The sequence below is a fragment of the bacterium genome (assembly GCA_013360215.1).
GTDB lineage: Bacteria > CLD3 > CLD3 > SB21 > SB21 > JABWCP01.
The window spans coordinates 152,347-165,748 of record JABWCP010000001.1 but is presented as its reverse complement, the minus strand read 5'-3'; the positions used below and the strand labels follow the sequence as shown (position 1 = coordinate 165,748).

Below are 13,402 nucleotides of genomic sequence, written 5' to 3'. Positions count from 1 at the left end.
TTTTTAATTTGAATTTAGTGCAATGAATTTGGATATTTGATTTATACAAACAAGCTTTTTATTTATCACATATGTTATTACAGGAAAGGTAATCCGATAATGTCAGCTCATGATGCACAAAGCGGCAAGCGCCATGTCACCGAGGAAGAGGCTCGGGAAGTAGCCGAATCCGCCCGCGAGAGCAAATGGGAAAATCCCAGTTTTTTGCGTGAAATTTTTTTAGGTAACCTTCGTCTGGATTTAGTTCATCCGTATCCGGAACCCAAGGGAATTAACCGTCCCGAATTTCAGCAGTTTTATACCGAGTTCAAGAAGTTCATCGAAGAGGAAGTGGATTCCGATGCGATCGATCGTGAAGGAAAAATACCCATGGCGGTGCGCGACCGGCTCAAGGCGATGGGTGCGTTCGGCATGAAGATCAAAAAAGAGTACGGTGGTTTGGAATTTTCGCAAGCCGAATATAATAAAATAATGGAATTGATCTGTACGAAAGATGGCAATGTGATTGCCTTATTGTCTGCACATCAATCCATCGGCGTACCTCAACCGCTGATGCTATTTGGTACCGACGAACAAAAACAAAAGTATCTGCCTCGATTAGCCAAAGGCGAAATTTCAGCGTTTGCGCTGACGGAACCTGAAGCCGGTTCGGATCCTGCCAAGTTGCACACCACCGCTGTTGAAAGCGAAGACGGTCAGTCGTACATACTCAATGGTGAAAAACTATGGTGTACCAACGGTACAATCGCTGATATCATCGTTGTGATGGCACGTCATCCTGAAGACGGAGCGATCACAGCGTTTATCGTTGAGACCAAATGGCCCGGCGTAAAAGTAGATCATCGCTGTTACTTCATGGGTCTCAAAGCATTGGAAAATGCGGTTCTGTCATTCAAAGACGTGCGCGTGCCCAAAGAAAACATCATTTGGGGTAGAGGTAAAGGTCTCAAGTTGGCGTTAATCACGCTCAATACCGGGCGATTGACACTGCCGGCGGGAGCGGCGGGAACGGCGAAAGCATGCCTCCATGTTGCGCGGGAATGGGCTTCCAAGCGTGTACAGTGGGGACAACCCATCGGTAAACATGAAGCCATCGCACAAAAAATTGCCGATATGGCTTCCATGACGTTTGCCATGGAATCGGTTGCTTCGTTATCTACAGCCATGGCGGATAAGAAGTTGGACATTCGCCTAGAGGCCGCTGTCGGTAAAATGTATAATACCGAAGCCGGTTGGAAAATTGTAGATGATACGCTGCAGATACGCGGCGGCCGCGGATATGAAACGGCCGATTCTTTACGCGCACGCGGTGAAGATCCGGTTGCTGTTGAACGTATGATGCGTGATTTTCGAATTAATTTGATTTTTGAAGGATCGAGTGAAATTATGCGCTTGTTTATTGCGCGGGAAGCCGTAGATAAACATTTGGAAGTTGCTTGGAAAATGATCGATCCCAAATCCTCTATCGGTGAAAAACTGGGAGCTCTGCCTAAGATTGCGCTGTTTTATGGCATTTGGTATCCGACACGCTGGTTAGGTTGGGGACGGTGGCCACGTTTTAGTGAATTTGGTCCGCTCGCGACGCACATGCGTTTTGTCGAACGCAAAACACGCAAATTATCCCGGGAGATTTTCCACGGAATGATGCGTCATCAAGCTAAACTGGCATACAAACAGGCATTCTTGTTCCGCGCCGTTGATATCGGTGCCGAACTTTTTGCTATGTCGGCTACGATGTCGCGTGCCGTCAAGATGGCCAAAGAAGGTAATTCCGATGCGATGAAGCTTGCGGATCTTTTTTGCCGTAACGCACGACGTCGCGTCGAAGTGTCATTCAAAGCCATGTGGAATAATGATGACAACGCTAAATACAACATGGCCAAAGATATTTTGAATAATAAATACGGTTGGATGGAAGCGGGTATCGCGGAATCCAAAGAATCAAAAACTAAATCACAATCTGCGCCGACCGTAGCCGCTTGAGGCAATTTATAAAAATGGCAATAAAAAACCCTGAGTTCAACTCAGGGTTTTATTTTTTCAGTAGGGGAAAACTATTTATTGACGCGTACCGTAATACCCCAGCGGTCCGGTAAATTCGGCGGATCGTCGTTCCAATCTTCGTAGGAATGTGAATCATCCGAAATAAAAGTTACCTTGTAATTTCCCGGAGCCAATAGGACCACACCATTAAATGATCTGTTTTTTCGTGCACCACCAGCTGGCTCGGTATCTTCATACAGCATTTTCCAAACAGTCTGACCGGTTTCAGCGTTTTTTATCCATCCGTAATCGTACATTCTTCCGGAACGTCCTTCACCGATGCATTGGATGCGCACTTCGGTGGCGCGATTCAGCGAAAAGTCGCGGGTTTCGTATTCGTCATCTCCGACGCGAACGATCTGTGCGAGAACATTATTATCTTCCGGCAATTCATTAAGTTTGCTGATGGACGATGCATCGCTGTTATTAACAAGACTTAACGTAATGCCCCATTTTTGTTGGTTGTATGGCGGATCATCGTTCCAATCTTCAGCCGAATGCGAACCGTCGGTACGATAGTACACCATATATTCACCGGCAGGTAACGATACGACTCCATCAAATAAACGGTTTTTGTCGGCGCCACCGGCGAACTTGGTATCGCGGAATCGCATTTCCCATATCGTGTTGCCGTCGCGCGCATTGACGATCCATCCATAATCGTACATCCGGTTTTCACGGCCTTCTCCCAGGGCAAAAACATGTAGATCCGTTTTACGGCTGAGCGATAAGCCTTCAGAACGGAACTGTTCATCGCCGACACCGGTAATGGAAAGAATTTCCTGTTTCTTGGCTTTTTTGTATTCGCGTACAAAATCCAAATCGCGCTCGTCAACGACACTCAGCATCATACCCCATGAAGAGGGATCGTACGGCGGTTGCATATTCCAATCCATAAACGAATGCGAATCATCCGTTAGGAATGTTGCAACATAGTTGCCGGCGGGCAAGGTGATGATGCCGCGATACAAACGATTTTTTTCAGCGCCACCGCCGTGTTCGGTATTATCAAAACGCATTTCCCATACGGTCTTTGAAGATTTATCCTCAGCGATCCAGCCATAATCATACATGCGCCGGTCTTGGCCTTCGCCGTTGCAATACACTTTGACTTTGATGTCGCGCTCCAGCGTAAAACCTTTTTCCCGGTAATCGCTGTCGCGGGCGCCGCAAAGGTTCAGGAAAACGCTTTTGGGTAAAGCGCCGTCGTATGAACCAAAATTGGATGGTCTTTCATCCGATGTGATTTGTAATAACCACTCATCCGCGTTTTCGTACAAATCGGCATCGTCAACAAAAACATTGGCCAGATTTTTGAAGAATTGATTGAAATAACTTTGTGAGCGGGAGATACGAATAACCTTTTGGCCCGTCGTGGTGTAATAGGCTTCATAATTACCCGGCGCTAACGTCAGATTGCCCTCGTAAACTATGTTGCGCGAGTTCCAATTGCTGGTGACGTTGGAAGGATCCATGGTCCAAACCAATTCACGGGTATCCGCGTTGATGATCCATCCGTAGGCGATCATGGGATTCCAGCGATACCATTTTTCGTGATCCGACATCACACCGATGCCTTTGATATGCACGGATGAGTTTTTGGAAACGCTGAATCCTTTGACATAGATTTTATCCATCTCAAAGTTTTTCAGTTCCGCTACGGATGTTTGAGCAAACGCGGGTAATGCGGAAAAAAGCAGGGAAACAAAAAGCAGGGGACTGCGCATGTCTGAGAATTTATAAACACCTGCCATAGTACAAACCACCTTTCATTAATGGTGTAACCAATAATGAATACGATGCTTATGGTTTAAGGTTTCACAAAAAAATTAAAAAATTGTAAAAATACTATTACAAAAAAGGCGAGCATGCATCGCTCGCCTTTTTCAAAGGGACAAAATTATTAGCATTTAGCTCAGTGCGGCTTTAAGATATTCTTTGCGCATGATAGCTATATGAGTGATGGATATTTCTTTCGGGCAAACAGCTTCGCATTCACCGTGATTGGAGCAGTCGCCAAAACCGAGTTCATCCATTTTATTGACCATATTGAGTACGCGTTGCTTCCGTTCGGCGTGACCTTGGGGCAGATAAGTAAACTGCGCGATTTTAGCGGATACAAAAAGGGAAGCGGAGCCGTTGGGGCAGGCCGCTACGCAAGCGCCGCAACCGATACATGCGGCCGCATCCATCGCTTTATCGGCCATATCTTTGGGAACCAGTAACGCATTGGCTTCGGCCGCGGAGCCAACACGGCACGAGGTATAACCACCGGCGGCAATAATCGCATCAAAAGCCGAACGATCCGTGGCTAAATCTTTAACAACGGGAAAGGGTGATGCGCGCCAAGGTTCTACCGTGATGTGGTCGCCGTCCTTAAATTTGCGCATGTGGAGCTGGCAGGTGGCCGTGCCTTTTTCAGGACCGTGGGCAACACCGTTGATCACCATGCTGCACATACCGCAAATACCCTCCCGGCAATCATTATCGTATTCGATGGGATCCTCACCGTTTTTGATGATGCGTTCATTGAGAACGTCCAGCATTTCGAGAAACGACATATCGGTTGATACATTGTCCAACGTATAATCCACCATTTTACCGGCGCTTTGCATGTTTTTCTGGCGCCAGATCTTCAGGTGAAGGGTCATTTTCTTTTGTTCCATAATTTCCTCTTATCTATTAAGTGCCGCGTTGCGGCGCTTCGGTTCAGATTATTTATAGCTTCGTTGGGCAAGATGAACGTTTTCAAACGTCAGTTCTTCTTTGTTGAGTATCGGCGCTTTGTCGGCACCGGCATATTCCCATGCCGCGACGTAAGCAAACTGTTCGTCATTACGTTTGGCTTCACCATCCGGTGTCTGATGTTCTTCACGGAAGTGGCCTCCGCATGATTCCTCGCGTTGCAGTGCGTCCATTGCCATGAGCTCGCCAAGTTCCAAGAAATCAGCAACACGTCCCGCAAATTCGAGGTTTTTGTTGAGTAATTCACCTTCGCCGGGAACATTGACATTTTTCCAAAATTCTTCACGGAGTTTTGGGATTTCACTTAAAGCGCGTTCCAATCCTGCTTTATTGCGAGCCATACCGACTTCGTCCCACATAATTTTGCCGAGTTCGCGATGAAATTCCAAAACGGTTTTTTTGCCTTTGATGGCCAATAGTTTTTTCGTTTGTTCGGTTACTGCGGTTGCGGCTGTTTTGAACGCCTGGTGATCCGTCGTGATTTTATTAAAACTTGACGAGGCGAGATAGTTAGCCAAGGTATAAGGAATCACGAAATAGCCGTCGGCGAGTCCTTGCATCAAGGCGCTGGCGCCAAGGCGATTGGCTCCGTGATCCGAGAAATTGGCCTCACCCAATACAAACAAGCCCGGAACGGTGGACATCAGATTATAATCCACCCAAAGACCGCCCATCGTATAGTGAACGGCAGGATATATACGCATCGGTGTCTTATAAGGATTGTCGCCGGTGATACGTTCGTACATATCAAAAAGGTTGCCGTATTTTTCACGAATATCGTCTTCACCGAGGCGTTTGATGGCATCTGAAAAATCAAGATATACGGCGAGACCTGTTTCGCCGACACCGCGTCCTTCATCACATACGGATTTGGCATTACGGGATGCCACATCACGCGGTACAAGATTTCCGAAACTCGGGTACTTACGTTCCAAATAATAGTCGCGTTCATTTTCAGGAATTTGTTCCGGCGGACGTTTATCACCTTTGGTTTTAGGAACCCATACGCGCCCGTCATTACGGAGGCTTTCGCTCATGAGCGTCAGTTTGGCCTGATAATCGCCGCTTTGGGGGATACAGGTCGGGTGAATCTGCGTGTAGCAGGGATTGCCGAAAAACGCACCTTTTTTATAGCATCGCCACGAAGCAGTAACGTTGGAATTTTTAGCATTGGTCGAAAGATAAAAAACGTTTCCGTAGCCACCGGTACACAGCAGTACGGCGTCACCGGCATAGGATTCGATCGCACCGGTCACGAGATTGCGGACGACGATGCCGCGGGCCTGACCGTCAATCACCACCAGATCCAGCATTTCTCGACGGGGGAACATTTTGACGGCGCCTTCATTGACCTGACGCATCAGCGAACCGTAGGCGCCAAGGAGAAGTTGTTGTCCGGTTTGGCCGCGGGCATAAAATGTACGCGATACCTGCGCACCGCCAAAGGAGCGGTTATCTAGTTGGCCGCCGTATTCACGTGCAAACGGGACGCCTTGTGCGACGCACTGGTCTATAATATTGACGGAAAGCTCCGCTAAACGATGGACATTAGCTTCGCGTGCGCGGTAATCTCCGCCTTTGATCGTGTCATAAAACAAACGGTGCACACTGTCTCCGTCGTTAGAATAATTTTTTGCCGCATTGATGCCGCCCTGCGCCGCGATCGAGTGAGCTCGGCGGGGCGAATCCTGAATGCAAAAAGAATGTACATTGTAGCCGAGTTCGCCGAGGGTTGCTGCGGCGGATGCACCGGCAAGCCCCGTACCGACGACAATGACAGTATATTTACGGCGATTCGCAGGATTGACCAACTTCATATTGAACTTATGTTGGCTCCATTTATCCGCGAGCGGGCCTGAGGGAATTTTGGAATCAAGTTTCATGAGTATCCTCGTAAGCTTATATAGTCATTAGGATGCAGATATTATCGTAAAGCATGTCCTACCGTGAAAAATAAATCCACAGCGGGAGCACAAAAAAGCCCAACGCCATCGCTGAGGCAAAAAGAATTCCCACCGAAAAAATAAGCGGCTTCAAACGCTGATGCGTAAGGCCCAGCGATTGGAAGGCGCTCCAAAATCCATGCCGGAGGTGGACGCCAAGGAGCAGCATTACCAACGCATAACCGAACGCATAAAACGGGTTTTTAAAGTGTTCGACCGTCAGTTTGTACATGTCTCGCATTTTTTCGCCAGTGACTGTGTGGGTGTAGACATACCCTTCGGCCATATTGGGTCCAAACTTAAGCGATTTGATGTGAATAAAAAGAAACAGAAGAATAATAAGACCGGTATAAAGCATTGAAAGCGAAGCAAAGGATTTTTTGCTGTTGCCTCCGGCGTAAGCCGTCTTGTGATAGGCTTCGGGACGCGCGCGCCGTTTGCTCTGCCATACGGAGATGCCTACGACCGCGTGCATTACAAAGGCCAAAACGAGCAAGGCTTCGATCACATACAGCGCTTTGCCGAAACTCTCCAGGGTTTTGGTGTATTGATTGAAAGCATCCGGGCCGAGAAAAAGATTAAAATTACCGAGGAGGTGAGAAAGAATAAAAAGACACAAACCCAACCCCGTCAAGCCGGTCATGATTTTTTTGCCGACGGAGGAGGTTACCAGCGTCGAAAAGGGAACCTGCATATAGTAAACTCCGGAAACGTGGTAAATAATGATATTATGAAGAAACGAATTGCTGTCGGAATGAACAAAGGCAAAATACGGGAATGAAAAAAAAAATGCAAGGGGATTGTATTGATTAAACTTGCGCTACGATTATTGCTCCGCTGGATAAGATGCTCCGATAAAATAATGATCATTGGCTTTTAAATGAACGCATGGCTTTAATAATTTACATGAGTGATGGTGAATTTTATAATAACGATTTCTAATGATTTCTTCAGATTTTTAGCTATTTGGCCTTTTTTGAGCACAAACAGCACGTAAAATCTTAATAAATAATCATTCAAAATTAACTTCGTTTTTTGTTTAGATAATGTTGGTAATTTTTTATTAACAAAATTGTTGGCAATTCAATATTGCTATTATTTATAGTTAATAAATATAAATATTTATCATGTTGATAACTTGTTATTATCTTGAAATGCGAAAATTCGGCTTGCGTTTTTTTAGGTGGGACTTTATTATGTGCTTACCCCTGTTTTTGAGAGCGACATGGCTTTCGGTTCGTCCACAGGAGTTGAGAGGCCGGTGGACATCGGGAAGGTTGTCTGAAAAGACGATTCAGACCTACGGTTCTTTTGTCCCTTCTACAGACGGCTCGTAAGACAGGAAAAAACGTTTTTAATAAGTTTTTTATAACTGTTTATCAAACCTTATTCTAAAGGAATCTTGGAGCCATGGCAATTCAAGAGCGTGATGTGAAAAAAGCATCTCCCAAGAAGGCGGATGCGGCGATGCTCAATGGCGTTAATTATGAAGGCGCGAAGGGTCTTCGATTTAATCGCTTTTTTACCAAAGAAAACATACATCCATTTGATGAGATCGTGTGGGAAAAGCGTTCCAGCGTGATCACCGAACCCGATGGTCGCGTCGTATTTGAAATGCGTGATCTGGAGATACCCCGCGAGTGGTCTCAGTTGGCTACGGATATCGCGGCTTCCAAATATTTCCGTAAAGCTGGTGTGCCGGGAACGGGACGCGAAATCAGCGTCAAACAACTTGTTCATCGTGTGGCCCATACGATTCGCATCGAAGGCGAAGCGATGGGGTATTTTGATTCGTCGGCCGATGCGGAAGTTTTTGAATTGGAACTTACGCACCTGCTTGTGAATCAGAAAGGTGCCTTCAATTCACCGGTATGGTTTAACTGCGGTCTTTATCATGAATATCAGATTAAGGGCAGCGGTGGTAATTTTTACTGGAATGCGCAATCCGGCAAAATCGAAATGACGGAAGATTCGTATTCCAAACCCCAATGCTCGGCGTGTTTCATTCAATCCGTGTCGGACGATCTGATGGGTATTTTTGAATTAGCCAAAAACGAGGCTAAACTTTTCAAATACGGTTCCGGTACGGGTTCTAATTTTTCTTCGTTGCGCGGTAAGCAGGAAAAACTATCCGGCGGGGGTACATCGTCCGGTTTGATGTCCTTTCTGACTGTTTTGGATCGCGGTGCCGGTGCTACCAAGTCCGGCGGCACGACGCGCCGTGCGGCAAAGATGGTCTGTCTTGATATGGATCATCCTGAAATCGTAGATTTTATCAACTGGAAAGTGAAAGAAGAGAAAAAAGTCAAAGCGTTAATTGACGCCGGATACGAATCCGATTTCAACGGCGAAGCGTATCAGACGGTGTCCGGACAGAACTCCAATAATTCCGTACGTATCAGCGATAAATTTATGAATGCCGTTTTGGAAAACGGCAAATGGGATACCATCGCACGCACCACTGGTAAAACGGTGGAAACCCACGACGCGCGCAACTTGTATGAGCAAATCGCTTATGCGGCCTGGGCATGCGCCGACCCGGGCGTACAGTTTGATGATACGATCAATGATTGGCATACGTGTCCCAATACAGACAAAATCCATGCATCCAATCCCTGCTCGGAATACATGTTCCTTGATGACTCCGCCTGCAACCTCGCTTCCATCAATCTGATGAAGTTTGCCGATGAATCGGGTAAGTTTGACATCGAAGGTTTTCGTCAAGCGTGCCGCATTTTTATCATTGCGCAGGAAATCCTTGTGGATATGTCCAGTTATCCGACGCAGCAGATCGCGCAAAACAGTCATGACTACCGCCCGCTCGGTTTGGGTTATGCCAACCTTGGTACGCTCCTGATGGTCAACGGGCTTGCATACGACTCCGAAGAAGGCCGTGCGATGGCCGGTGCGATCACGGCGATCATGCACGCATGGGGATTCCGCGGTTCTGCGGAAGTGGCTTCCATCAAAGGACCTTTTGCGGGTTATAAGAAAAATGAAAAACCCATGTTGCGTGTAATGAATAAGCACCGTGACGCGGCATATAAAATCAACCCGGAATTCAGTCACGACGAAGCCTTGCTGAAGGCGGCCCAAGAAGATTGGGATACCTGCGTCAAGATGGGCGAAAAATATGGCTACCGCAACGCCCAAGCTACCGTGTTGGCTCCGACCGGTACGATCGGATTGCTGATGGACTGCGATACGACAGGTGTGGAACCCGAATTTTCGCTCGTCAAATGGAAAAAATTGGCCGGCGGCGGTTATTTCAAAATCGTCAACAATTCGATCCCCCAAGCATTGCGCAATCTCGGTTACTCCGCCGATGATATTGACGGTATCATCAAATATATTCTCGGCCATGGTACGTTCGAAGGGGCGCCGTACGTCAATCCCGAACAGCTGAAACAAATGGGTTTTGCCGATGCGGAGATCGCTGAAGCCGAAGCCTACGTACAGAAAAACAAATCGCTTGATGAGTGGACGCCGCATATCAATATCAAAAGCCTCAAAACCAAAGGCCTCAGCGGCGAACAGATCTCCCGTGCGGTGATCTATATCGGTGGCGCGCAAACGGTCGAAGGCACGCATTTACTCAAAGAGGAACATTTGGCCGTATTTGATTGTGCCAATAAATGCGGTATCGGTAAACGGTTTATTGACCCGATGGGACATATCAAGATGATGTCCGCCGCGCAACCTTTCCTGTCTGGAGCGATTTCCAAGACAGTGAATATTCCTAACGAAGCCAGCGTCAAAGATATCGAGAAAATCTACTTCGAAGGCTGGAAGCTCGGGCTGAAAGCCGTAGCGCTGTATCGCGACGGATCCAAATTTTCCCAACCGCTGAGCAGCAAAGGCCTGTCGACGGAGTCTGAGGCCGGACAAAGTGCGGAAGAAGTGAAAGCCCAAATTGATGCTGCGGTCAAAGCTGCGATCGAACATGCGGCCAAAGAATTGCGGCGGGGCCAGAAAAAACCGATGCCGCTCAAACGTAACGGGTTTACCCAAGAGGTTGAGCTTGGCGGTCACAAGATTTATTTCCGTACGGGTGAATACGAAGACGGTCAGATCGGTGAAGTATTCATCGATATGTTTAAAGAAGGAGCGGCTTATCGCAGTTTGTTAAACTGTTTTGCCGTGGCCGTCTCCATGGGTTTGCAGTACGGTGTGCCGCTTGAAAAATTTGTAGAGAAGTTTACGTTCACACGGTTTGAACCGAGCGGTTTTACAAACCATCCCAATATTAAAAATGCGACATCCATCATAGACTTCATTTTCCGCGTATTGGCGATGGAGTATCTCGGACGTATGGACTTCGTACATGTGCCGCCGCAGATTGATACGGCTACGGCACCGGTTGCCCAATCGGGGACAAACGAAACGCCGACGGCTTCACATTCCCATACGCATGATACTCATGCGCATGACGCCTCAGCCAATCCGATGGAAAAACAACTGAGCGAAATGATGGGTGATGCGCCGGCTTGCGATGTATGCGGGCATATGACGGTTCGTAACGGCGCTTGCTACAAGTGTCTGAACTGCGGTAACAGTATGGGCTGCTCGTAATCCGGGCATATGGTTTTGAAAAGAATTGCAGCGTTTTTTGGGAAGTGACCGACTATAAAGAAAAGGTCGAATCTACTGAATGCTGACTGTCCTTGAGTTATGAATAGAGAGCACGATGATGATCCGGTAACGGATGTATTGTCGTGCTTTATTTTTGAGGGAAATACTATGGTTTTAAACTATGTGCAAATTGAGAATTTTAGGTCAATCAAAAATCTGAAAATAGACCTTTCAAAAAATTGTTATTTTTTGGTAGGGATAAATGAAAGTGGAAAATCTAATGTTCTTAGCGCGTTGTCATTACTTTCGAAAGATAAAGAGCCCAAAAAAACAGATATTCGAGAGGCTCTGCCAAATGAAGAACCGGTAAAAGGGGATGAGTCATTTATAAGATTTGTATTTGAATTCACGGATGATGAATACATTCAAATAGAATCAGCTTTTATCAACAGTTTATTCAGTATTACAGGTGAATTTAATTTACTAAAAAAAAGTAAAACTGAAGAAATAGTTTTATTTAAAGACTTTTTAAGAAACTATTGCGAAGCAGTCTTTCGTATTAATATAGGTAAAGAACAAAAATTTTCAGCTCTAAGGTCTAATACAGCAGGTATAATATTAGAAAAAGGATGGAAAAAAATAAAGAAAGGATCAAAAACACCCTCAGGATTTGAAGGCAAATCATTTATTTATGATACATCGTCACTGCAAGATGATGATTGGGAGGACGCTAAAATTGAAGATATCCTACTACTACTTAGAGACTGCGCCATAAGTGTTATAGAGGAAAATCTACCAGAAGTAATATTATGGGAGTATGATGAAAAAAATTTACTTCCATCGGAAGTTGACCTTAATAGGTTCGCAACTAATCCAGAAATATGCATTCCTCTAAAAAACATGTTTAAACTTGCAGGAGTAAGCGATATTGATGTCGCAATTGCAACTGCCAGAGAAAAATCGTCAACTGGTTTGAAGAATCTTCTTAAAAGTGTTGCTTACCATACTACGGAGTTATTCCAAAATATATGGAAGGAATATGATAAGGTTGAATTTTTATTAGAACCTGATGGGACAAATATCCGGATAGCTGTTTCGGAAAAAAATAGTTTTCCACTAGCTATGCGAAGTGATGGATTTAAAAGATTTGTTTCATTTCTTTTGACTGTTTCGATAAGCGCAAAAAATCAAAGCTTAATTAATTCATTGTTATTGTTTGATGAGCCAGATACTGGATTACACCCATCGGGAACTCGTTACTTGAGGGATGAGTTAATTAGGATTTCAAAAAATAATAATTATGTGTTTGCATCAACGCACTCCATTTTTATGATAGATAATGAAAACATTGAGAGGCATTTAATTGTAAAAAAAGAAAATGAAGTAACCAATATAAGTATTGCGAACGATTCTAACTTCAAAGACGAAGAGTTGATATATAGAGCACTCGGGTTTTCTGTGTACGAGGTTCTTAAAAAAAAGAATATTATTTTTGAAGGCTGGAAAGACAAAAAATTATTTAAAACTGCACTAAGTAGTAAATCGCACAAAACTCAAAAAGAGTTTTTTGAAGGAATTGGTGTTACTCATGCAAAAGGTGTTTCATCAATAAAAATGATCACACCATTAATGGAACTTGCAAGACGAGAGTGTCTGATTATTAGCGATGCTGATGAGGCTGCTGTTTCAAGACAAAAGGAGTTTCAAAAGGAAAGAGTCTACGGAGTTTGGAAAAGATACGATGAATTATTCAAAACGGTTCAAGCCGTTACCAGTGAGGACTTTATAAAAGATGAATACTTTCAAAAGACCTTAGAAAATTTAATTTCAAAAAAGGGTTTTAAGAAAAAAAAAGAATTTAGTAATCACTCAAAAGGTAAAATATTCGCATTGAAACTTTGGTTAAATCAAAATGATATAAGTAAAGATGATTCTGAAGAATTTGTGAATGAATTTAAAGATACCCTTTTTGATGAACTAAAGTATTCTGATATACACCCAGATTATTTTGATTTTCTTGACGCTATCATAAAATTATTAGATAAATAGAAATTCAACGTGAATTTTAATGTTTGAGCGTAGGGTGTATGAGAGAACTT

At 44.9% G+C, this 13,402-nt stretch carries 7 protein-coding genes; 3 read left to right on the top strand and 4 right to left on the bottom strand.

Annotated features, from left to right (window positions below; translation table 11 throughout):
- The first annotated feature begins 99 nt into the window (after positions 1 to 99).
- On the top strand, positions 100 to 1,983 hold the full coding sequence (locus HUU58_00750) for an acyl-CoA dehydrogenase family protein (GenBank protein ID NUN44183.1): 1,884 nt from the start codon (positions 100 to 102) through the stop codon (positions 1,981 to 1,983).
- Between the two features lie 71 nt (positions 1,984 to 2,054).
- Here the strand turns inward: HUU58_00750 and HUU58_00745 are convergent, their stop codons facing one another.
- From HUU58_00745 to HUU58_00730, 4 genes are all read right to left on the bottom strand, one after another.
- Positions 2,055 to 3,797, bottom strand: a complete 1,743-nt coding sequence (locus HUU58_00745) for a hypothetical protein (protein NUN44182.1) — start codon at positions 3,795 to 3,797, stop codon at positions 2,055 to 2,057.
- Between the two features lie 156 nt (positions 3,798 to 3,953).
- Entirely contained in the window at positions 3,954 to 4,694 is a 741-nt protein-coding gene (locus HUU58_00740; GenBank protein NUN44181.1) for a succinate dehydrogenase/fumarate reductase iron-sulfur subunit, read from the bottom strand.
- A gap of 63 nt (positions 4,695 to 4,757) precedes the next feature.
- Positions 4,758 to 6,671, bottom strand: a complete 1,914-nt coding sequence (locus HUU58_00735; GenBank protein NUN44180.1) for a fumarate reductase/succinate dehydrogenase flavoprotein subunit — start codon at positions 6,669 to 6,671, stop codon at positions 4,758 to 4,760.
- Positions 6,672 to 6,729: 58 nt separating this feature from the next.
- Positions 6,730 to 7,425 carry a succinate dehydrogenase cytochrome b subunit gene (locus tag HUU58_00730; GenBank protein NUN44179.1) on the bottom strand — a complete coding sequence of 232 codons (696 nt, stop codon included), beginning with the start codon at positions 7,423 to 7,425 and terminating at the stop codon, positions 6,730 to 6,732.
- A 773-nt stretch (positions 7,426 to 8,198) separates the two neighbouring features.
- Between HUU58_00730 and HUU58_00725 the strand changes: the two genes are divergently transcribed.
- Positions 8,199 to 11,303 carry a vitamin B12-dependent ribonucleotide reductase gene (locus HUU58_00725; protein NUN44178.1) on the top strand — a complete coding sequence of 1,035 codons (3,105 nt, stop codon included), beginning with the start codon at positions 8,199 to 8,201 and terminating at the stop codon, positions 11,301 to 11,303.
- Positions 11,304 to 11,402: 99 nt separating this feature from the next.
- Entirely contained in the window at positions 11,403 to 13,352 is a 1,950-nt protein-coding gene (locus HUU58_00720; GenBank protein NUN44177.1) for an AAA family ATPase, read from the top strand.
- Positions 13,353 to 13,402: the final 50 nt, after the last annotated feature.